General features: G+C 69.6%; 18 protein-coding genes and 1 pseudogene. 9 read left to right on the forward strand and 10 right to left on the reverse strand.

The window, feature by feature from the left end:
- Positions 1-46: 46 nt before the first annotated feature.
- Positions 47-2,077 carry a serine hydrolase gene (locus AC1VNM_RS14335; RefSeq protein WP_483107353.1) on the forward strand — a complete coding sequence of 677 codons (2,031 nt, stop codon included), beginning with the start codon at positions 47-49 and terminating at the stop codon, positions 2,075-2,077.
- Positions 2,078-2,083: 6 nt separating this feature from the next.
- Positions 2,084-3,547, forward strand: coding sequence for a M81 family metallopeptidase (locus tag AC1VNM_RS14340; protein WP_483107354.1), 1,464 nt, complete (start codon positions 2,084-2,086; stop codon positions 3,545-3,547).
- Positions 3,548-3,584: 37 nt separating this feature from the next.
- Here the strand turns inward: AC1VNM_RS14340 and AC1VNM_RS14345 are convergent, their stop codons facing one another.
- Entirely contained in the window at positions 3,585-4,151 is a 567-nt protein-coding gene (locus AC1VNM_RS14345; RefSeq protein ID WP_377152443.1) for an STM3941 family protein, read from the reverse strand.
- Between the two features lie 77 nt (positions 4,152-4,228).
- Here AC1VNM_RS14345 and AC1VNM_RS14350 point away from each other — a divergent pair, with 77 nt between their 5' ends.
- Both AC1VNM_RS14350 and AC1VNM_RS14355 read left to right on the forward strand, forming a co-directional pair.
- Positions 4,229-4,474 (forward strand): helix-turn-helix domain-containing protein, encoded by a 246-nt coding sequence (locus AC1VNM_RS14350; RefSeq protein ID WP_377152440.1) that lies wholly within the window; start codon positions 4,229-4,231, stop codon positions 4,472-4,474.
- Between the two features lie 120 nt (positions 4,475-4,594).
- Positions 4,595-4,945: a hypothetical protein gene (locus tag AC1VNM_RS14355; RefSeq protein WP_483107355.1), complete on the forward strand. Its 351-nt coding sequence runs from the start codon at positions 4,595-4,597 to the stop codon at positions 4,943-4,945.
- A gap of 125 nt (positions 4,946-5,070) precedes the next feature.
- Here the strand turns inward: AC1VNM_RS14355 and AC1VNM_RS14360 are convergent, their stop codons facing one another.
- Positions 5,071-5,220 (reverse strand): hypothetical protein, encoded by a 150-nt coding sequence (locus AC1VNM_RS14360; RefSeq protein ID WP_483107356.1) that lies wholly within the window; start codon positions 5,218-5,220, stop codon positions 5,071-5,073.
- Between the two features lie 114 nt (positions 5,221-5,334).
- Between AC1VNM_RS14360 and AC1VNM_RS14365 the strand changes: the two are divergent.
- Positions 5,335-5,466 (forward strand): annotated as a pseudogene (locus tag AC1VNM_RS14365) (alpha/beta hydrolase); the annotation flags it as partial.
- A gap of 15 nt (positions 5,467-5,481) precedes the next feature.
- Here AC1VNM_RS14365 and AC1VNM_RS14370 read toward each other — a convergent pair.
- A complete protein-coding gene (locus tag AC1VNM_RS14370; RefSeq protein ID WP_377152432.1) occupies positions 5,482-7,026 on the reverse strand; it encodes a methyl-accepting chemotaxis protein in 1,545 nt (514 codons plus the stop codon).
- Positions 7,027-7,366: 340 nt separating this feature from the next.
- Here AC1VNM_RS14370 and AC1VNM_RS14375 point away from each other — a divergent pair, with 340 nt between their 5' ends.
- Both AC1VNM_RS14375 and AC1VNM_RS14380 read left to right on the forward strand, forming a co-directional pair.
- The gene (locus tag AC1VNM_RS14375; RefSeq protein ID WP_483107357.1) at positions 7,367-8,743 is read left to right on the forward strand and encodes an alpha/beta hydrolase family protein; all 1,377 of its coding nucleotides are present in this window, start codon (positions 7,367-7,369) and stop codon (positions 8,741-8,743) included.
- Positions 8,744-8,809: 66 nt separating this feature from the next.
- Positions 8,810-8,962, forward strand: coding sequence for a hypothetical protein (locus tag AC1VNM_RS14380; protein WP_297531206.1), 153 nt, complete (start codon positions 8,810-8,812; stop codon positions 8,960-8,962).
- 99 nt (positions 8,963-9,061) lie between these two features.
- On the opposite strand, the gene AC1VNM_RS14385 is transcribed toward AC1VNM_RS14380, so the two are convergent.
- From AC1VNM_RS14385 to AC1VNM_RS14395, 3 genes are all read right to left on the reverse strand, one after another.
- Entirely contained in the window at positions 9,062-9,244 is a 183-nt protein-coding gene (locus AC1VNM_RS14385; protein ID WP_431104799.1) for a CsbD family protein, read from the reverse strand.
- A 137-nt stretch (positions 9,245-9,381) separates the two neighbouring features.
- The gene (locus AC1VNM_RS14390) at positions 9,382-9,750 is read right to left on the reverse strand and encodes a YdaS family helix-turn-helix protein (RefSeq protein ID WP_483107358.1); all 369 of its coding nucleotides are present in this window, start codon (positions 9,748-9,750) and stop codon (positions 9,382-9,384) included.
- Positions 9,751-9,927: 177 nt separating this feature from the next.
- Positions 9,928-10,476, reverse strand: coding sequence for a hypothetical protein (locus AC1VNM_RS14395; protein ID WP_483107359.1), 549 nt, complete (start codon positions 10,474-10,476; stop codon positions 9,928-9,930).
- Between the two features lie 270 nt (positions 10,477-10,746).
- Between AC1VNM_RS14395 and AC1VNM_RS14400 the strand changes: the two genes are divergently transcribed.
- Positions 10,747-10,965: a tautomerase family protein gene (locus tag AC1VNM_RS14400; RefSeq protein ID WP_483107360.1), complete on the forward strand. Its 219-nt coding sequence runs from the start codon at positions 10,747-10,749 to the stop codon at positions 10,963-10,965.
- 23 nt (positions 10,966-10,988) lie between these two features.
- Here the strand turns inward: AC1VNM_RS14400 and AC1VNM_RS14405 are convergent, their stop codons facing one another.
- The gene (locus tag AC1VNM_RS14405; RefSeq protein WP_483107361.1) at positions 10,989-11,672 is read right to left on the reverse strand and encodes a Fic family protein; all 684 of its coding nucleotides are present in this window, start codon (positions 11,670-11,672) and stop codon (positions 10,989-10,991) included.
- Positions 11,673-11,730: 58 nt separating this feature from the next.
- Entirely contained in the window at positions 11,731-12,993 is a 1,263-nt protein-coding gene (locus AC1VNM_RS14410; protein ID WP_483107362.1) for a BaiN/RdsA family NAD(P)/FAD-dependent oxidoreductase, read from the reverse strand.
- A gap of 285 nt (positions 12,994-13,278) precedes the next feature.
- Between AC1VNM_RS14410 and AC1VNM_RS14415 the strand changes: the two genes are divergently transcribed.
- Positions 13,279-16,974 carry an RICIN domain-containing protein gene (locus tag AC1VNM_RS14415; protein WP_483107363.1) on the forward strand — a complete coding sequence of 1,232 codons (3,696 nt, stop codon included), beginning with the start codon at positions 13,279-13,281 and terminating at the stop codon, positions 16,972-16,974.
- Between the two features lie 15 nt (positions 16,975-16,989).
- Here AC1VNM_RS14415 and AC1VNM_RS14420 read toward each other — a convergent pair whose 3' ends face one another.
- Both AC1VNM_RS14420 and AC1VNM_RS14425 read right to left on the reverse strand, forming a co-directional pair.
- Positions 16,990-18,714, reverse strand: a complete 1,725-nt coding sequence (locus AC1VNM_RS14420) for a sensor histidine kinase (RefSeq protein ID WP_483107364.1) — start codon at positions 18,712-18,714, stop codon at positions 16,990-16,992.
- Between the two features lie 115 nt (positions 18,715-18,829).
- On the reverse strand, positions 18,830-19,735 hold the full coding sequence (locus AC1VNM_RS14425) for an SDR family oxidoreductase (protein WP_483107365.1): 906 nt from the start codon (positions 19,733-19,735) through the stop codon (positions 18,830-18,832).
- Between the last annotated feature and the right edge of the window lie 34 nt (positions 19,736-19,769).

The following is a 19,769-nucleotide window of genomic DNA, read 5'->3' on the forward strand; positions in this document are numbered from 1 at the left end:
CGGGGCGCGCCCACAAGGCGCGCCTGTGTCGCTTGAAGGATGCTCGATGAATCCGATGAAGAAGGCCGGGCTCGCCGGCTTGATGACTCTGGCGCTCACGATGGCTGCCGGCTCGCTGTCCAGCGCGCAGCCGACGGGACAGCCCGCGGCGATCCCGCCGGAGAAGCCGCTCGCGCCGAAGACCGCCGCCGCGCCGGAGCCGCCAGCACCATCCGCCTCGGGGACCCGCGCCGCCGTCTCGCTGACCGCCGCCGACCTCGAAGCCTGGCTGGACGGCCGCGTCGCCTACTCGCTCGAGGCCGGCGACATCGCCGGCGCCGTCGTGTCCGTGGTGAAGGACGGCAAGGTCCTGTTCCAGAAGGGCTACGGCTATGCCGACGTCAAGGCCAAGGTGCCGATGAGCGCCGAGACCTCGATGGTGCGGCCCGGCTCGACGTCCAAGCTGTTCACCTGGACGGCGGTGATGCAGCAGGTCCAGCTCGGCAAGCTGAATCTCGACCGCGACGTCAACGACTACCTCGACTTCAAGATCCCACAGACCTTCGGCAAGCCGATCACGCTGCGGCATCTGATGAACCACACGGCCGGTTTCGAGGAAGGCCTGAAGGACCTGCTCGCCTACGATCCGAAGCTTGCGCCGTCCAACGAGGACTACCTGAAGCAGCACCCGCGGCCGATGCTGTTCGCGCCGGGGCAGGCGCCGGGTTACTCGAACTACGGCGTCGCGCTGGCGGGCTACATCGTGCAACGGGTGTCCGGCGAGCCCTTCGACGCCTACGTCGACCGCCACATCTTCCAGCCGCTCGGCATGCGGCACTCGACGACGGCGCAGCCGCTGCCGGCGAAGTTCGAGCCCTTCATCGCGAAGGGCTACCGGCAGGCGAGCGATCCCGCGCCCTCCCCGTTCGAGCTCGTCGTCACCGCGCCCGCGGGCAGCGGCAGCGCGACGGCGGCGGACATGGCGCGCTTCATGCTCGCGCACCTGCAGCAGGGCAGGCTCGACGGCGTCGAGCTGTTGAGCCCCGCCACCACCGCGCTGATGCACAGTCCGTCCGCACAGGCACGGCCCGGCTTCAACGTGATGGCGCACGGCTTCTTCCGGGAGTACCGCAACGGCCGCACGCTGCTCGGCCACGGTGGCGACACCATCGTGTTCCATTCCGACCTGAGCCTGCTGCCGGACGAAGGCGTCGGGATCTTCGTGTCGTTCAACAGCCGCGGAAAGGACTCGGCGGTCTACCTCGCGCGCAAGGCCCTGATGGAAGGTTTCCTCGACCGCTACTTCCCCGGCCAGCCGGTCGTCGACGCGCCGGCGCTGGCCTCGGCGCCGAAGGACGCGCAGTTGATCGCGGGCCGCTACCAGACCTCGCGTCGCGTCGAGCACGGCTTCCTCAGCGCGCTGTACCTGATGAACCAGACGGTGATCGCCGCCAATCCCGACGGCACGATCGTCGCGCCCTCCGGTCCGACCGGCGAGATGGCCACCTTCCGCGAGGTCGCCCCGCAGCTGTGGCGCAAGCAGGGCGGCACGCAGGAGCTCGCGCTGGCCGACGTCGACGGCGTGAAGACCGTCATCGACAGCGAGAACCCGGTCTCCGTGCTGCAGGAAGCGCCCTTCCTGCGCTCGGCGCCGTTGACGCTGAGCACCCTGGGGTTGTCGCTGCTGGTGCTGGTCAGCGCGCTGGTGGCGTGGCCGCTGGGCGCGCTGCTGCGCCGCGCGGAACGGGCCACGAGCGGCGCGTCGCCCGCGCTGCTCCGGCTGCGCCGCTGGCAGCGCATCGCGGTCATCGTCGACGTCGTCTACCTGAGCGCCTGGATCGTCCTGATCATGCCGGTGCTCAGCACCGACCTGGCGATCTACAACGGTGGGAACGACTGGCTCTTCGGCCTGATGCAGCTGAGCGGCGTGTTCGCGCTCGCGGCGGCCATCGTCGGCGTATGGGTGGCATGGCGGCTGTTCCGCGTAGATGCGACGCGTCTCACGCGCATGTGGGGCGCGCTGGTGGCGCTCGCGCTGGTGGGCATCGTCTGGATCGGCGTCGTCGGCCAGTTGATGAGCCTCAACCTCAACTACTGAGTACCCATGAAGTTCTTCATCGCCCACCTCGCCACCGAGACCAACACCTTCGCCCCGGCCCCGACGGGGCTCGGGGGCTTCGCCGAATACGGGATCTTCCACGGTGACGCGAGCCGGCGCGATCCTGAGGGCACCGGCGCCTTCATGCGATTCCTGCGCGATCTGATCGAGGCGGACGGGCATGAAGTCGCCGAGAGCCTGTGCGCGATCGCGCAGCCCTCGGGCCGCACGGTGCGGCATGTCTACGAGGCGCTGCGCGACGAGATCCTCGCCGACCTGCGCGCGGCGATGCCGGTCGACGCGGTGCAACTGCTGCTGCACGGCGCGATGGCCGCCGAGGGCTATGACGACTGCGAGGGCGACCTCGCGGCGCACATCCGCGCGGTCGTGGGTCCGGACGTCGCGATCGGGCTCGAGCTCGATCTGCATTGCCATCTCACGGCGTTGATGCAGCGCTCGGCGGACGCGATCGTGGCTTTCAAGGAGTACCCGCACATCGACGCGGAGCCGCGCGGGCGGGAGCTCTACCGGATCCTCGTCGACACGGCGGCGGGCCGCGTGCGGCCGGTCACGGCGACCTTCGACTGCAAGATGGTCGGGCTCTGGCACACGACGCGCGAACCGATGCAGTCCTTCGTCGCGCGCATGCAGGCGCTGGAGCAAGAGCCGGGCGTGTTGTCGGTCTCGCTCGGTCACGGCTTCCCGTGGGGTGACGTGCCCGAAGCGGGTGCGAAGCTCTGGGTCGTGACCGACGACGACCCGGCGCTGGCGCGCTCACTGGCTGAGCAACTGGGGCGCGAATTCTGGGACCTGCGCGACGAGATCGGGCCGGAACTGATCGATGTCGACGGCGCGCTCGACCGCGCGCTGGCGATGGGCGAAGGCCCTGTCGTACTGGCCGACATCGCCGACAACCCTGGCGGCGGCGCGCCTTGCGACAGCACCTTCATCCTCCGCCGCATCGTCCAGCGCGGCATCGGCAACGTGATCGTCGGGGCCTTGTGGGACCTGGGCGCGGTGCACATCTGCCGCGACGCGGGCGTGGGTGCGGAGCTCGACCTGCGCATCGGCGGCAAGTGCGGCCCGGCCTCGGGCGATCCGCTGGACCTGCGCGTGGTCGTTCGCGCGGTGGTCGAGGACCACTCGCAGACCGCGCTCGGCACGCGCGAGCGGCTGGGCACCTGCGTGCGCGTCGAGGCGGCGAACGGCGTGCACATCGTGCTCTGCTCGATCCGCACGCAGACCTACGGCACGGACGCGTTCACCGGCCTGGGCCTGACGCTGGAGAACAAGGCGCTGATCGTGGTGAAGTCGACGCAGCACTTCCACGCGGAGTTCGCGCCGATCGCGGCCGCGGTGCTCTACGTCACCACGCCCGGCGCGATGAACTGCGATTTCGCGAGCACGCCCTACCGGACCAGGTCGCTGGACTACTGGCCGAGGGTCTCAGACCCGCACGGCTTCGGCTGACACGCCGCGCCGTCGGCGGTCGCCCGGATCGTGGCGATCACCGGCCCTGCGCGGCGCCGTACTTCGCGTGGTACGCCGAGCACAGCCGCACCAGCTCGTCGAAGTTGATCTTCAACGTGGTCGAAGCGATCGCGAGCGGGCTCCCGCACAGCTTGAAGTTCATCCGGTTCAGGGACCGCTTGAGCGGATTGCCGCGCTCGATGTACGCCTCGGGCGACACCACGCGGATCACCAGCATCCTCGACTGCTGGATCACCATCACGTCGAAGCCGACGATGTCTCGCCAGGGAATCAGGCCCGCGGCGACGCCGCTGGAGTTGTCGACGATGCCGTCCTCGCGCAGCACCAGACCGGGCGACCGGTCGAAGAGCTTCCTGAAGGCGAAGGCCGCGACGAGGCCGAAGAACGCGATGCCGATGAGGCCCATCGCATGGACCAGCGTCAGATGGCCGAGCGGTCCGCCTTCCAGCGCCGATCCCGGCTGCGCGCGGAACATCCACCAGCCGCCGACGACGAACACCATCGAGCCCGCCATCACGAGCAGCAGCTTGGTCCTGCTGAGCGGAATGATCGTCTGATCGCTGGTCCTTTGATCTCGACTCACTGGCCTTCCTCCATTGCGATTGCCCGGGCGGCAGTGTCGCCGCATTGCCGCCCGCCGCCGGGCGAGAATGCCACCCCATGGCACAAGGCAAACGCATCTCGGTGGACATCGACGAGGACGCCCTCCAGGCGATCAAGGCCCTGGGCGCCGCCGCGAAGGCCGCGCGCGTGGCAGCCGGCGAGAGTCAGGGCGCGGCGGGCGCACGCCTGGGCGTGCATGTCCAGACCGTCGCGCGGATCGAGTCCGGCGAGCCCGGCGTCGCGATCGGGCATGTGTTCGGGATGCTGGCCTTGTATGGGATCAGGCCGGCGCTGCCCGGTTGAATCCGCCCCTGCCCGCGGCGGGCATGTCAATCGATTGACGGGGCTAACCACGAGCGAAAACCTGGCGCGGCGATGTCACACTCTCGCGCTTTATTTTTACAGCTCGAGGGAGAGAAGAAGATGCCACCCAATATCAAGGTGTACCGCGTGCACCGTTTGCTCGCTGCCCTGTACGGTCTGCTGGGGCTTGCGATTTCGGGCGCTGTCGCGTTCGGATCGGGCAAGGACAGCGTGCTGGCGGCGCTGCCGGTGCTGCTGGTGTTCGGCGTCATCTGCGCAATGCACGGTTTCACGGCACGAGCCGCCCGCAAGGGCACACCGGGCGGCCGAACGGCGTCCAGGGCCATCGCCATCCTGATGCTGCTCGGATTCCCAATCGGCACCCTCATCGGTGCCTACCTGCTGTTCAACAGCCGCGACTGGCCGAAACCGGATGAGCCGCTGTCGCGGGAAGCGAAACTGGACTTCTGATCCCGCACGCTTGCGCCACTGCTTCGACGAGGCATTGAGCCGCGCTTGACAGAGCGCAGTCTGCGCGCGTCGAAAGGCCGCGGCATCGGATTCGTGGACCGCGACTTCGGTCGCCGCCGCCCTCGCTACGGTTGTTCGTCAGCCGCGGCGAGCGCCCGCTTCAGAAGGGGAAGCACCGCGTGGAAGTTCAGGGTCAGGTCTTTCTCCGACCTCACCGGATCGATCTCGGACCCTGCGATCAGTTGGGTCACGTCGTAAGCGGTCTCGTGCTTCATGCCGGTGAGCGTAGCCGACGCCGAACCTGCGGCAACTCGATCACATGCTCAAGCAGCGCTTCTACGCGGAGCCACACGAGGTCTTCGCCACGGAGGTCATGCACGAGAACGCGTTGGAAGCGCGACGTGCCCGACGCGGAGGTCCGGTTCTTCGACACCGGCCACTTCGCGCTGGAAACGCACGTGCGGGAGATCGGTCCTGTGATCCGCGAGTTCCTGGACCGCAAGGTGCCTCGCGCGAAGTGAGCGGCCGAGGTCGTATCAGGCCAGCTTGAAGGTCGCCACGACCTTGACGAGCTGCTCGGCCTGCGCCTTCAGGCCGCTCGCGGCGGCGGCCATCTGCTCGACCAGCGCGGCGTTCTGCTGCGTCGCCTGGTCGATGTGGGTGACGGCCTCGCCGACCTGGGCGACACCGCTCGACTGCTCGCTGCTCGCCGAGCTGATCTCGCCGATGATGTCGTTGACGCGGCGGATGCTGCCCACCACCTCGGTCATGGTCTCGCCGGCCCGGTCCACCATCTTCGTGCCCTGCTCCACCCGCTCGACGCTGGCGGTGATCAGGCGCTTGATCTCCTTGGCCGCCTCGGCGGAACGCCCGGCCAGCGAGCGGACCTCGGACGCCACGACGGCGAAGCCCCGACCCTGCTCACCCGCGCGGGCCGCTTCCACCGCCGCGTTCAGCGCCAGGATGTTGGTCTGGAAGGCGATGCCGTCGATGACGCCGATGATGTCGCCGATCTGACGCGACGAGTCGTTGATGCCCTTCATGGTCTCGACCACGCGGCCGACCACCTCGCCGCCCTGCACCGCCACGTCCGACGCGTTCTGCGCCAGCTGGTTGGCCTGGTGCGCGCTGTCCGCGTTGTGACGCACGGCGGCGCTCAACTGCTCCATCGAGGAGGCCGTCTCCTCCAGCGAGCTGGCCTGCTGCTCGGTACGCGCGCTCAGGTCCATGTTGCCCACGGCCATCTCGTCGCTGGCGGTCTGGATGCCTTCCGAGGCCTGGCGCACCTGGCGCACGAGGTCGGTGAGACCGCTGCTCATCTTGCCGAGCGAACCGACCAGGTAGGCGATCTCGTCACGGCCCTCGACCTGCAGGCGCTTGGACAGATCGCCCTGGGCGACCGCGTCGACGAGTTCGATGGCCCGCGCCAACGGCCGCGTGATCGAGCGGGTCAACGCGATCGCCAGCACGATGCCGAGCGTGATCGCGACCCCGCCCAGCACTTCCAGATGGAACTGGGCGCGCGCGGTGTCGGAGGCGATGGTCTGGTTCAGGTCGTCGATGACCTTGCGCTGGTAGTCCAGCACGGCGGTCAGGGCGGCCACGTAGGCCGGCGCGACGACGCTGAACTCGCTGTCGTAGATGCGGTTGGCCTCGTCGGCCTTGTCGGCGCGCTTGGCCGTCATCATGCGGTCCCGCGCGTCGAGGTAGGCCTTGCGGGCCGCGTTGAACTTCTCCAGGAGCGGCTTCTCGCTGTCGTCCGTCGGCAGGTCCGCGAGGGCCTTGACGATCTCGTTGCCGCGCGCGGTCGAGGCCTTGGCCTCGTCGCGGAAGAGCGCCTCGAGCCCGCCGTCCGCATTCTTCGCGATCGCCTTGCCGCGCGTCACGCCGGCGACGACGTTGCGCAGTTGCTCCTCCAGCAGGCGCTCCTTGGCCAGCGGCGACGCCATCATGGCCTGGACGGCGACCGACGCGCTGTTCAGGCGCAGCACGCTGACCACCAGCATCAGCGCCAGCAGCAGCAGGATGAGGGCAAAGCCAGCGCCAAGCCGGGTACCGACACGCATGTTGTTCAGAGTCATGAGGACCTCATCCAGGACAGGGGGTGGAAGCGGTCGGCGGGTGCTGGGGGAGCCCCCACCGGGTTGGGCGCGAGCCTATGCGCTTGTTTCATCGGCGGACAGACCCGGCACGGGCGCGACCCGAGCGGCGCCGTGAACAGCTTGACGAAAGCCGCTCCGTTACGCGGGGAGGGACCGGCCCCCGCAGGACGGATCGACGACAGCCCGGTCCGCGGATGACGCTCGTCGGCCCGGATGGCAGTTCGTCACGGCTCGCCGGTAGCGCGTCACCTGGCGGTCGCCTCGAGCGGGGCGGACATCGAGACTCCGGCTCTCCGATGATGGACCTGCGAGGAAAAGAATGACATCACTTGCCGTGCTGCCGCTGTGTGCGCTGCTGGCCGCGACGCCCGCTCCCACGATGGCCCAGCCTGCCCCGGCGGATCGGGCGCCCGCTGCCGTCCCGCTCACGACGAGGTGCCTGGTCGGCGCCTATCGACTGGAAAGCGGCCGGACGCTGGACATCGCGCCGGCCCGAGGCAACAGCTTGCGCTGGACCGTGTTCAGCGGCGAGACGGGCCGGTTGCGGCCCCTGCCCGACGGCGCCTGGGCCAGCACCGTCGGATGGACCGATCGCCCGGCGGCGGACACGCTGTCGTCAGCCGACTGCGACAAGGGCGAGATCACCTTCGGCGGACAGCGCGGCCAGCGCATCGCCTTCGACGTGCGCGAGACCACCTTCGATGCGGGTGGCGTCCCGTTGGTCGGGCGTCTGGTCATGCCCAGGGGCCAGGGCCCCGTGCCCGTGGTGGTACTGCTCCACGGCTCCGAATCGGACTCCGCACGCGAAGGCGATGCGCTTCAACGCATCTTCCCCGCGGAGGGCATCGGCGCCTTCGTCTACGACAAGCGGGGCACCGGCGGCTCCGGTGGCGCTTACACGCAGGAAATCGGCGTGCTGGCGGACGATGCGGTGCTGGCCATGAAGGAGGCTCGTCGACTGTCGGGCTCACGCGCGGGCCGCATCGGCTATCAAGGCGGCAGCCAGGGCGGCTGGGTCGCGCCGCTGGCGGCGGAGCGCGCCCCGGTGGACTTCGCTGTCGTGAGCTTCGGCCTGACGGTGTCCATGCTTGAGCAGGACCTGCAGAGCGTCGCGCTGGAGATGCGCGCCAACGGGCATTCCGCGCGGGACACCGAGGACGCGCTGGCGCTGACGCGCGCCGGCCAGCAGGTCATCGAGACGCGTGGCAGGGAAGGCTACGAGGCGTTCGACGCACTGCGGGAGCGATACCGCTCCCGGGCCTGGTTCAAGGACGTGCGGGGCAACTTCCTGCATCTGGTGCTGCCGCTCGACAAGGCGCAGATCCTCGAGGGACTGAACACGACCTACAAGTTCGACGTGTCTTTCCGCTACGACCCGATGCCGACGCTGCGGGCCTCCCGCACGCCGCAGCTCTGGGTGCTCGGCGTCGACGACCGCGTCGCGCCAAGCGCCCGCTCCGAGGCGGACATCCGCGCCCTGATCGCGGCGGGCAAGCGCTACACGCTCGCCGTCTACCCCGGCGCGGATCACGGCATGACCGAATTCGAGCGCACGCCGGATGGGCAACGCGTCTCCACGCGTTACGCCGAAGGCTACTTCGCATTGATGCGGGACTTCATCCGGAACGGTCAACCCGCAGACGTCGGCGATCGGTATGGGAAGGCCGTCATCACCCGACCCTTGGCGGTGAAGTGACCGGGGCTCGCGGCAGTAGTAGAGTGCCGCCATCCCGACCCTGAACGACCAGAAGGAAATCAAGCCATGCCAAAAGGCGAGCAACGCAACGACAAGGCCAACAAGAAGCCCAAGAAGGACACCAGCACCCCCAAGGAATCGTCCTCCGTCTCCACCCGGCCGGTCGCGCCGATGACGGCCGTGATGCCCAAGGGCAAGCTGAAGAACAAGCCGGGCTGATCGCCCGCTTCGTCCGACCGGTCCGGATCGACCGGTCCGGACCATGAGAAACGCCGGCGGGACGCGAGTCCCGCCGGCGTTTCCACTGGAGCCGGGCGATCAGTGCTTGCCCGCGTCCTTGGCCGCTTCCTTCACGTCGCCGTAGGCCTTCTGGGCCTTGCCGTCGACCTGCTTGGCCAGGCCCTTGGCCTGTTGTTCGGTGCTGCCGACCACTTCACCGGTCTTCTGCTGCACCTTGCCAGCGATGTCCTTGGCGGCGCCCTTCACTTGGTCCTTGTTCATCATCATCTCCGGAAGTTACTGCGTGTCCCGCAGGGTGCGATGGCACTGGAATCATCCTAGGCGGGGCGGCTCCCGCCGGGTGACGGCGGGCGGCGCATCCTCCCGTCGGAGCGGTCCTACAGGTTTTCGAACAGGCGCTACCGCCCATCGCACGCCCGGGAGAATGGATTGCGCCGGGGCATGTTGGCGATCTCCTGCAGCGTCCACAGCTCGGCCGGCGTCATGTGGACCAGTTGCCCCAGCGCGGGCAGGCGGTCCGTGGGGATCGTGCGGCCGCCCGTGCGGGCTTCGCTGACGTGCTGCCGGGGGACCTTCAGATGACGGGCCAGCGCGGCCTGGCTGCCGCACAGGCGCACGGCCTGGTCGACCGCGCCCTGCCAGGTCGGCGTCGACATCGGCGCGGTGGCGTCGCGGGCGACCGCAAGGACGCCTGAGATGGCGCCTGAAATGGCGCCTGAAATGGCGTCGGGGATGGCGTCGGGAAAGAGGGTTCCAAGAGTTTCCATGACGAAAGATCCTGCTGCCGCGTCGGCGGACAGCCGATGGCGCCGCCTGGGCCCGCGGGCATGGCGGCGTGACCGCATCGATCAGGCGCAGCGACGGCGGCCCGGGCAAGGCGGAACGGCGGAGCGCGCGCCGTCCGCGCCAAGGGCGTGGACGTGTTCGCGCGCCATCACGGCCGTTCAGCGCCGGGGCGGTCGCTCCAGTCGTATATCGCCGATGCTGCGCCAGGTCGGCGGCTCGGCGCGTGGCCAATGGCCGTTGGCGCTCGCGGGCGCGGGCACTCGCGGCATGTCGACATTCGCCATGGGCAGGACATAGGCGCCCAGCGCCGCCGCGTCGCTCAAGGAAGGCCCGTCGTGATCGTCCAGCACGACGGTGGGATCGCCGGCCTGGTGGTGATGGCGCTCGAACGGACCATGGGCATGGACATGCGCGGGCTTCCGGTCGCGCTGGAGCTGCAGCTGCTGCCGGGCCCGCGCGGTGTCGAGGGCCTGCGCGGTCTCCTGCCCTGCCAGCACCTGCAGGCCTCGATGGACGAGGTCACGCCATGTCTGCGCCAGCGTCCACGCGCCGTGATCGTGATCGTGATCGACGGTGGCCGCGGTCCGGTGGTGATGCGTCGGGCCGAGCGTCGTCAGCCGCGCGCCCGCGGCGCCGTACAGCGGGATCGCGGCGCACAACAGCAACAGCAGCACGCCTCGCGAGTGGCGCAGCCAGCCGGCGAGCATGCGGGCGAAGGATCCGGTCGCAGGGCGCATCGCGACGCAGCGTCGCCCAGCTTCATGTCAGCCGCATGACCGGACACCCGGAGCGCGCGCGGCGTCCCAGGTTCCCGGGTCGCCTTTCCGGATTGCACTTCCGGCTCGCCTGCCTGGCTCGTGCAACCGGCACGCATTGTTGATTCCCGTTGGCATGTGATGACGGCGAGAGGCTCTTTTTCGACGCGTGCCGAATCCGAAGAATCACTCCCGTCATCACTTCATTTCAACGAGGCCCCCATGCCCTTCGCCAACATCAAGCTCCCCGAGGGCGTCGCCGACGCTGCCCGCAAGGAGGAGATCATCCACCGCGTCACGGCCATGTTCGTCGAGTACTTCGGCGAAGGCGCACGTCCCTACACGATGGTCCTGGTCGACGAGGTCGCCGACGGCGGCTGGGGACGCGCGGACGAGACGCTGACGCTCAAGAAGATGGGGCTCAAGCCGAAGCAGTCGTAGACGCGGCCAGGACCCCGCGGGCGCTACGCGACGCCGTGCGTCCAGCCGGGCACGTCGACGTCGTAGCGCACCGCCTTGCCCGCGCCGTGCGCGCGCAGTTGACCGGCCGCGGTCATCTCCGACAGGTCGCGGGTCGCCGTCGCCTTCGACACGAAGGTCATCTTCATGTACTTCTCGGCGTTGAGCCCGCCGAGGAAGCCGCCGTCGCCGTCGTCGAGCAGGCGCTGGAGCACTTTGCGCTGGCGCTCGGCGAGCGCCCCGGCGGCATGGGTGTCCCAGAAGCGGCGCTTCTGGACGGCCGCGTCCATGACGTGATTGGCGGCATCGCAGGCGCCGGTGTACTGGCGCACGAACCATTGAACCCAGGCCGTCAGGTCCATCCCGCCACGCGAGCCCTTCAGCGCCGCGTAGCACTCGGTGCGCGCGGCCAGCAGTTGCCTGGACTGGCTGTGGAGCCGCATCGGCGGTCTGAGATGCTGGGCAATCGCCATGTCGATGATCGCCCGGCCGACGCGGCCATTGCCGTCTTCGAACGGATGGATGCTCTCGAACCAGAAGTGCGCGATCGTGGCACGCGCAAGACCGTCCAGTCGCGGCCCATCTTCCGACGGCGGCGCGCCCTTGCGGGGCGTGGTGGCGGCGAACCACGCGAGGAAGCGCGCCATCTCGGCCGGCACGTCGCGCGACGCGGGCGCCTGGTAGTGCACGGCATTTACGGCTCATCCGGTGAGCCGTATTTCGTCAAATGCGGCTCACGCCATCGATTCAACCCAGATAGGCCGCCGCGCCGTCCCCGGCGACCAGGCCGCTGGCCATCGAGGCCGTCAGCAGGTAGCCGCCCGTCGGCGCTTCCCAGTCCAGCATCTCGCCGGCGATGAACACGCCGGGTCGGACCTTCAGCATCAGCCGCTCGTCGAGCGACTCGATCGTCACGCCGCCCGCGGTGCTGATGGCCTCCGCGACAGGGCGCGCCGCGCGCAGGCGCAGCGGCAGCGCCTTCAGCGTGCGGGCCAGCGTCGCCGTGTCGGCGTACTCGTCCTTCGTGAGCACCTCGTGCAGCAGGCCGGCCTTCAGGCCTTCGATGTTCAGCCGGCTCTTCAGGTGCGAGGACAAGGACCGCGAGCCGCGCGGATGGGCGACCTGCTCCAGCACCAAGGCCGCGTCGCGGCCGGGCAGCAGGTCCAGGTGCACGAGCGCTTCGCCGTCGCGCTCGAGCTTCTCGCGCAGCAGCGCGGACGCCGCGTAGACGAGCGAGCCCTCGATGCCGGTCGCCGTCACGACGAATTCGCCCTGGCGCGAGAAGCGCCGGCCGTCGACGCCCTCGGCGGTCAGCGCCACCGGCTTGACCGGCTGGCCCGCGAATTTCTCGGCGAAGAACGGCGACCAACCCGGCGCCGCGCCGTCACGCGTCGTGCCCAGATCGAAGCCGCAATTCGCGGCGCGCAGCGGCGACACGGTCGCGCCGACTTCGGCGAGCAGCGGCGCCCAGGCGCCGTCGGACCCCAGCTGCGGCCACGAGGCGCCGCCCAGTGCGAGCACGACGGCATCCGCGGTCACGGTCGTTTCGCCTTCGGGCGAGCGCAAGCGCAGCGCGCCCGCCGCGTCCCAGCCCAGCCAGCGATGCCGCATGTGGAAGCGCACGCCCTGCGCGCGCAGTCGGGACAGCCAGGCACGCAGCATCGGCGCGGCCTTGAGGTCCCTCGGAAAGACGCGCCCGGATGTCCCGACGAAGGTCTCGACGCCGAGGCCCTGGGCCCAGGCGCGGAGGGCTTCGCCGTCGAAGCGGTCGAGCCAGGCGCCGACCTGGCGCTGGCGCTCGAAGAAGCGCAAATCGAAATCGGGGCGAGCCTCCGAGTGCGTCAGGTTCAGACCGCCCTTGCCCGCCAGGAGGAACTTGCGGCCGACCGAGGCCATGGCGTCGTAGAGGTCGACGGAGAAACCGGCACGGGCGAGACGCTCGGCGGCCATGAGGCCGGCGGGGCCGCCGCCGATGACGGCGACGCGACGAGGGGATTCGGAGATGGGCATGGGATGGAGGGTACTGCGCAAGGCCGCGCAGTGTGCCAGACGGTCGCGGATCTCCCGGATCCGGGAGATCGGGAGATCGGGCGACGCGGGGTGCATGTCCTTTCGCGGCGGGCTCAGGCCGACTCACCCGGAAGAGGTACGGCGAATCGCCGCGCTTACCGTTGATTGCAGCTCTTGCGCCTACCCGTTGGAACCGCTTTCAGCTCGCGGAAAAAATGAATCGGATGGCAGTCGCGCCGCCTCCGGTCGCGTCCGTTCCCCAACCCACATCAGCGAGAGACGCGCATGCACCCCTCCTCCAGCCCGAGCGTGGCCAAGCTCCAGGCCGCGCCGACCACGATCGCGCTGGCCGTCAGCGTGCTGCTGAGCGCCTGCGGCGGCGCCGACTCACCCGACGCGTCGGCAGGCCCGGTGGCGGTCGACCACGCCAGCGCCGAGGCGCTGGCCCCCGATCCGTCGCCGGTGGTGGCCGCGGGCCGCTACGTGCTGATGAACGCGCTGACCGGCAAATGCGTCGAGGCCTTGCCTGCCGCCGCCGATGGCGGACGTGTCCAGCAGACGACCTGCGGCGACAGCCTCCACCAGGCCTTCGACCTGAGCCTGCAGAGCAACGGGTTCTACAAGCTGGTCAACGCCGGAACGTCGAAGGTGTTGGAACTGGCCGGTTCCTCACGCGCCGATGGCGCGGCGATCCAGCAGTCGAGCAGCAACGACACCGATGCGCAGCGCTTCCGCCTGTGGCGCGCCAACGGCAACCGGGTCCGGATCGTCAACGTGTCCAGCGGCAAGTGCTGGACCCTGCCGAGCAGGTCGGGTGCCAATGGCGTGCAGATCCAGCAGGCCAGCTGCCTCACCGCGGAGGCGGCGCACCAGTTCTTCCTCTATCCACGTGACTCGGCATCGCGCGGCCTGCTGCCGGTGGGGCAGTACAACGTGCGCGGCGTTCAATCGGATCTGTGCCTGGACATCGAAGGCGCGAGCATGGCCGACGGCGCCAAGACGCTGCTGGCAGCCTGCGGCAGTGCGGCCAGCCAGCGCTTCGAGGTCAGCGCCGCGGCCGACGGCAGCTACGCGTTCCGCAACGTCAACAGCGGCAAGGGGCTGGACGTCAGCGACATCTCCACCGTGAACGGCGCACTGATCCAGCAATGGAGCTACGGCGCCGGCGCGAACCAGCGCTTCGCCGTCACGGCCAAGGGCGATGCCTTCAACATCGCCGCCAAGCACACCGGCAAATGCCTCGACGTGAAGGACTTCAGCGTCGCCGCCGGCGGGCGCATCCAGCAATGGGATTGCGGCAACGGCGACAACCAGCGCTGGCGCCTGCAGGCGACGGATGCGCAAGGCCCGGCACCGACGCCGGCGCCTTCGCCTGCTCCGGCGCCTTCACCCACACTGCCTCCGGCTCCGGCGCCGTCACCCACGCCGCCTCCCCCGCCGCCGCCTCCTCCTCCTCCTCCGCCACCGCCGCCGGCGCCTCCGCCGGGCCCGGCTCCGGCGCCAGGTCCCGCTCCCGCGCCAGGTCCGGCACCGACGCTGACCCTGCCGATCGAAGTGCTGGGCGCCGGTGCTCCCGATGCGCCGACCATCGTCAGCGCCGAGCTGTCGCTCGATGCCGCCTCGCTCTCCACCGCCACCCAGCTGGTGGTGCGCTGCCACCGCTGCGGCTTCTACAACTCACCGGAGTTCGAGGCGCTCAGCAAGCCGCTGACGCCCATCGCTGGCAGCCTGCGCGTGGTCGGCGCCGCCAACGCCAACAACACCAGCGCCGCCGCGTGGATCCCGATCAGCGACACCGGCGTCCAGCTCGACGATGTCGAGCGCTCGCACGGCGGCGTCAACGGCGGGCTGTTGACCATCCGCTTCCGCGTGCCGCTGGACAGCACCGCGCGGGCACGCCTCGTGGCGATGCCGGCCACCAACCGCATCGAGTTCCGCTTCAACGGCACCGACGGCAACTCCAACGGTTTCCGCATCCTCGACCTGCAGCTGCAGGACGCGAGCGGGCGCAACCTCGCGACCAATCCGCGCCGCTGGGCCGACATCGCCGTCGAGAAGCAGGCCGGCCGCACCTGGACGGCCGATGCCGACGCGGGCAAGGCGCTGTGGAACGCCTCGGGCCTGCTGCTGAAGTCGCCGGTGGTGAACAGCCGCATGCGCGCCGCCTGTGCGTCCTGCCATGCGGCGACGGGCCGCGACCTGCAGTACTTCAACTATTCCAACCATTCGATCGTCCAGCGCTCGCGCTTCCACGGCCTGAGCGAGACGCAAGGCCGGCAGATCGCCGCCTACCTGCGCGCGGCGCTGACGCAGGTTCCGCACGTGCCGCAGGCCACGCCGTGGAATCCGCCGTACCAACCCGGCCCCGGGCTGGACAGCAGGCCCGCGGTCGAATGGGCGGCCGGCGCGGGCATCGACGCGGTGCTGCCGGACGCGAAGTCCTTCGTCAACGTCTTCGCCGGCAAGGCGGCCGGCAGCACGGCCGCGGTGACGCAGGCCGAGCTCGATGCCGCGATGGATCCAAGCCCGGGCAAGGTGCTGAACACGCGCGAGATGCCGATCCCGCTGCAGCTGCCCGACTGGAATGCCTGGCTGCCCATCACGCATCCGCTGGACATCTGGACGCCGGACGCTGGGCAGGGTCAGGGCTTGTTCGAGACCAAGGGCGATGACGGCTCGAACCCGATCAAGGTGGTCAAGCGCATCGCCGACTGGCTGGCCGCCAACAAGAACCCGAACGGGGTGTACGGCGACTGGAGCCACCTGAGCGCGGACCAGCGCGAACGGGCGATGTACTGGCTGACCGATCCGGGCGCGAAGACGCTGGACTTCGTCGGCGGCGGTCGCGGCAGCCGCGTGTCGCCCAATCCGTCGCAGCCCTACGGCGCGGAGATCGGCGGCCGCAAGCTGCAGGCCCTGCTGTCGCCCTCGACGCAGTCCTCGGCGAGCGCGCTCTATCCGAATGCGAAGGCCGGCTACAGCAAGGAGGCGTTCATCGAGCGGGCCATGTTCGGCATGATCCACTGGATGGGCGTCAAGCAATGGGAACTGGCGCACGAGTACGGTCTGGAGAGCTCAACTTCCTCCTTCCGCGGCAGGAAGGACGCCAGCGGGAAATGGGTGGGCGAAGGCGAGAAACGCGGCTGGCCGTTCAGCTGGCCCAGCGTGTTCTACATGGCGCCGCACATGCTCTACGTCGACGAGCAGACGCCGCAAGGCAAGCGCGAGTTCTATTTCTCGTGGGAGCCGCGCCTCACCTCCTACTACCGCACCAACCAGTGGTACCAGCTGCAGATGACGGTGAACCCGGGCTGGTCCGGAGCCTCGGAGGGGCCGATGGACTGGCCGTACCACATGGGCTTCACGACGGCGGTGGTGGACGACCTGATGACGGCGAAGGCACCGTCGCAGGTCTCGGCCTCCCACCTGGCGCGCTACTTCCAGGTGCGGACCAAGCTGGCGCAACTGGCCAACACCACCCTCTCCTTCAACAAGCCGGATCCCGCGGCGCCGACCGACCTGTTCCGCAACGAGGGACATCGCAGCCGCGCGTCGCTGGCGATCCACAAGCTGGGCGTGGGCGAGGTCGTCGATCGCGGGCCGGAGAGCTGGGAGAAGTCGCGCTTCCGGCTGCTGGACGACGTGACGCCGGGACTGCACCTGATGTTCATCAACAGCTCGATCTCGCTCTACAACACGATGTACGCGAACACGAGCTACGAGCAGTGGCGGCGCTGCGACCCGAACGCGCTGTTCGGCAGCGAGCCGGAGACCAAGTCGGGCTTCCGCTTCTGCCTCGATGCGAAGCGCACGCCGCTGCCCTTGAACGGCAAGGGCCAGCCGCATCTGGTGGGCGGGTGGGTCGACTGGACCAGCGAGCAGTACATCACCTGGAGCGTGATCTCCTCGCGCAACCATGGCGTGGAGGCGCAGCGGCTGAAGACCTTCTCCGACTGGAGCGGAAGGATGTGGCGCGAGTGAGGCGGCCTAGACGGCCTAGGCGGCGGCCGGCACGGCCGGCAGCTCCAGCGTGAAGCGGGAGCCTTGTCCGCTCTCGCTGTCGACGAGGATGCGCCCGCCCATGCGCTCCATGAGCTGCTTGCAGATGACCAGCCCGATGCCGTGCCCGGGCTGGTCCACGCGCCCGAGCCGGTTGAAGGGCTGGAACAGCTGGGAGCGCTGTTCGGGGCTCAGGCCGATGCCGTTGTCGGCGACCTCGATGCGGAAGCCGCGCGGTTCCGCGCAGGCGCGGACCTTCACCCAGCCGCCGCGCCGGTTGTACTTGATGGCGTTGGAGATGAGGTTGTGCAGCACCTGCTCCAGCCGGATGGGATCGGCCTGGACGAGGGGGAGCGTGCTGTCCTCCTCCGGCGTCATGCCGACCTGCAGGTCGACGCCGGCCGCCGCCGCCGCCGGCTGCGCGAGTTCCACCACGCGGCGCAGCAGCGGCCCCGCCTGCAGCGGCAGCGACTGCACGGTCAGCGTGTTCGCCTCGACGCGCGACAGCGTCATCATGTCCTCGATCAGCACCAGCAGATGCTTGGCCGCCTCGTCGATGTGCCGCAGGCGCGACTGCTGCACATCGTCCAGCGGCCGCTTCGGATCGTGGGCCAGCAACTGGCTGAAGCCCAGCACCGCGTTCAGCGGCGTGCGCAGCTCATGACTGGCCTGGGACAGGAACTCGCTCTTGGTCTTGCTCGTGACCTCGGCCAGCTCGCGGGCCCGGTCCACGTCCTGCAGCCGCATGCGCTCGCCGAGCTCGCGCTGCAGCAGCTCGCCGCGCAGCCGCACCTGGCGCTGCAAGGCGCGGTTCCACAGCAGCGTCACGCCGAGCCCGGCGACAACCAGCGCCAGCGCGACGCCCACGCCCCACAGCGCGCGGCGCTGCCAGCGCATCGCCGCCGTGTCCTGCGTGATCCAGCGGTCGGCGATGGCCTGGCGCTCGCTGTCGCCGATGCGCGTGAGCGCCTTGTCCAGGATGCGGCCCAGCATCGGCCAGTCGCGCCGGTAGCCGATGCCCAGCCCGTACGCGTAGCCGATGTCGTCCACCACCCGCAGGTTGCCGATGCCGTCGCGCCGCATCAGGTAGGTCGCGCCGGCCAGGTCCACCACCGCCGCGCCGACCTCGCCGCCGGCCAGCCGGCGCAGCACCGTGCGGTCGTCGACCTCGACCTGCAAGGGATTGGTGGCGTAGCGGTCGCGCAGGAACTCCGCCACCGCGTAGCCGCGCGCCACCGCCACCGCCTCGCCGGGGCGCAGCGGGTCGTCGCCCGCGCCAGCGCGGCGCAGCAGCACCGCCGGCACCGTGATGTAGGGGCGGGTGAAGCCGAAGCGCTGCGTGCGCTCCGGCGTCTCGCGCAGCGACATCTGCACGTCGAGCGTGCCGGCCGCCAGCGCGTCCAGGTTGTCCGCGAAGGGCCGCGGCGGCTGGAATTCGAAGCGCAGTCCGGTGAGCTCCATCAAGCGCCGCGCGTAGTCCACCGACAGGCCGGTGAGGCGGCCTTCCTCGTCGACATAGGTGAACGGCCCGTAGCTCGCCGAGCCCCCGACCCGCAGCACCGGATGCTGCGCCACCCAGGCGCGCTCCTCGGTCGTCAGCCAGTCACGCGGATCGGCGTGCCCTTGTCCCGCCAATGCCAGCCACGCCGCCACGGCCGCGGCCAGGATCGGCAGCAGGCGCGGCAGCACGCGCAGAAGTCGGGGGAGTGCGAACAGGACCACGCAAGGATTGTGGGCCCGCCTCTCCGGCGCGAGGGGAAGGGCTCTCCCGCATCCGGGGGAGGTCCCTGTCAGAAGTGTCAGGTGTCTCCGACACCTTGCCGTGCGCTGTCCGGCTTCAGCCGCGCAGCGAGGCCCGCAGCTTCGCGCCGATCTCCGGCTTGTCCTCGAACGGATCGGTCGGGTTGCGCAGCTGCATCACGTCCTCCAGCCGCGTCTGCACGCCCTTGAGCGCCTGCGGGTGGCTGAAGATGTAGAAGCGCTCCTCGTCCAGGGCCTCGAACACCATGCGCGCGACGTCCGCCGCCGTCAGCTTGCCCGAGCTGACCGCCTTGTCGGTCATCGCCTGCGAGATGAGCTGGCTCCTGGTCGGCTTGTCCGCGCCCAGGTGCCCGGGTCCGTCGGCAGGCCGGTTGCGATGACTCTGCGTGATGCCGGTGGGCACGAAGAACGGGCACAGCACCGACGCGCGCACCTGGTCCGTCACCAGCGCGAGATCCTGATACAGCGTCTCGCTGAGCGACACCACCGCGTGCTTGGACACGTTGTAGACGCCCATGTTGGGCGGGTTCAGCATGCCGGCCATCGAGGCGGTGTTGACGATGTGCCCCTGCCATGCGGGATCCCGGCCGGCGGCCTCCAGCATCATCGGCGTGAACAGGCGCACGCCGTGCACCACGCCCATCAGGTTGACGCCCAGGACCCAGTCCCAGTCCGACAGCGCGTTCTCCCAGATCAGCCCGCCCGAACCGACACCGGCGTTGTTGAACACGAAGTTCGGCGCGCCGAAGCGCGCCTTCACCGCGGCCGCCAGGGCCTCCATCTGGTCGGCCTTGGACACGTCGACGCGTTGCGCCAGCACCGGGTGCGCGGCGAACTCCGACGCGGCCCGGTCGAGCGCGTCCTGCTGCACATCGCACAGCACCAGGTTCATGCCGCGCGCGGCGGCGATGCGCGCCACCTCGAGCCCGAAGCCCGAGCCCGCGCCGGTGATCACCGCGGTCTTGCCTTGATAGTCCTTCATGCGCTTGTCTCCTTGATGCGTTCTTGTCCTGCAT

The organism is Mitsuaria sp. MSU3D, from assembly GCF_056867975.1.

Bases quoted from the DNA above. Each gene is read 5' to 3' on its own strand.
- AC1VNM_RS14335 (WP_483107353.1), top strand. From the start codon at position 47: ATGAATCCGATGAAGAAGGCCGGGCTCGCCGGCTTGATGACTCTGGCG.
- AC1VNM_RS14340 (WP_483107354.1), top strand. From the start codon at position 2,084: ATGAAGTTCTTCATCGCCCACCTCGCCACCGAGACCAACACCTTCGCC.
- AC1VNM_RS14350 (WP_377152440.1), top strand. From the start codon at position 4,229: ATGGCACAAGGCAAACGCATCTCGGTGGACATCGACGAGGACGCCCTC.
- AC1VNM_RS14355 (WP_483107355.1), top strand. From the start codon at position 4,595: ATGCCACCCAATATCAAGGTGTACCGCGTGCACCGTTTGCTCGCTGCC.
- AC1VNM_RS14360 (WP_483107356.1), bottom strand. From the start codon at position 5,220: ATGAAGCACGAGACCGCTTACGACGTGACCCAACTGATCGCAGGGTCC.
- AC1VNM_RS14370 (WP_377152432.1), bottom strand. From the start codon at position 7,026: ATGACTCTGAACAACATGCGTGTCGGTACCCGGCTTGGCGCTGGCTTT.
- AC1VNM_RS14375 (WP_483107357.1), top strand. From the start codon at position 7,367: ATGACATCACTTGCCGTGCTGCCGCTGTGTGCGCTGCTGGCCGCGACG.
- AC1VNM_RS14380 (WP_297531206.1), top strand. From the start codon at position 8,810: ATGCCAAAAGGCGAGCAACGCAACGACAAGGCCAACAAGAAGCCCAAG.
- AC1VNM_RS14385 (WP_431104799.1), bottom strand. From the start codon at position 9,244: ATGAACAAGGACCAAGTGAAGGGCGCCGCCAAGGACATCGCTGGCAAG.
- AC1VNM_RS14390 (WP_483107358.1), bottom strand. From the start codon at position 9,750: ATGGAAACTCTTGGAACCCTCTTTCCCGACGCCATCCCCGACGCCATT.
- AC1VNM_RS14395 (WP_483107359.1), bottom strand. From the start codon at position 10,476: ATGCTCGCCGGCTGGCTGCGCCACTCGCGAGGCGTGCTGCTGTTGCTG.
- AC1VNM_RS14400 (WP_483107360.1), top strand. From the start codon at position 10,747: ATGCCCTTCGCCAACATCAAGCTCCCCGAGGGCGTCGCCGACGCTGCC.
- AC1VNM_RS14410 (WP_483107362.1), bottom strand. From the start codon at position 12,993: ATGCCCATCTCCGAATCCCCTCGTCGCGTCGCCGTCATCGGCGGCGGC.
- AC1VNM_RS14415 (WP_483107363.1), top strand. From the start codon at position 13,279: ATGCACCCCTCCTCCAGCCCGAGCGTGGCCAAGCTCCAGGCCGCGCCG.
- AC1VNM_RS14425 (WP_483107365.1), bottom strand. From the start codon at position 19,735: ATGAAGGACTATCAAGGCAAGACCGCGGTGATCACCGGCGCGGGCTCG.